This is a genomic window from Cupriavidus sp. SIMBA_020, assembly GCF_046535395.1.
Taxonomy (GTDB): domain Bacteria; phylum Pseudomonadota; class Gammaproteobacteria; order Burkholderiales; family Burkholderiaceae; genus Cupriavidus; species Cupriavidus campinensis.
Genome location: NZ_JAWRWU010001691.1, coordinates 1 through 235 on the forward strand (window position 1 = coordinate 1; position 235 = coordinate 235).

Genomic DNA, 235 nt, shown 5'->3' on the forward strand with positions numbered 1-235 from the left:
GCCAGCACGGTTTTGTGGTCGTCGGAAAGCTCGACGCTTTTGATGATGCCCACGTCGACATTCTTGAACTTGATCCTGGTCTTGCCGGCCTCGATGCCCTCACCGGTGGAAAAGCGGATCGTGACGGTCGGGCCCGTTTGCATCACGGAACGCACCACCAGCCAACCGGCAACCAGCACGGCGATCAGCGGCACCAGCCAGATCAACTGAATGCGCCACTTCGGTGGTTCGATCG

1 protein-coding gene is annotated in these 235 nt (G+C 60.0%); it reads right to left on the reverse strand.

Annotated features, from left to right (window positions below; all coding sequences use genetic code 11):
* Positions 1 to 233: MlaD family protein (locus tag SB751_RS35365; protein WP_410749659.1), on the reverse strand; the 233-nt coding region annotated here is incomplete at its 3' end.
* Positions 234 to 235: the final 2 nt, after the last annotated feature.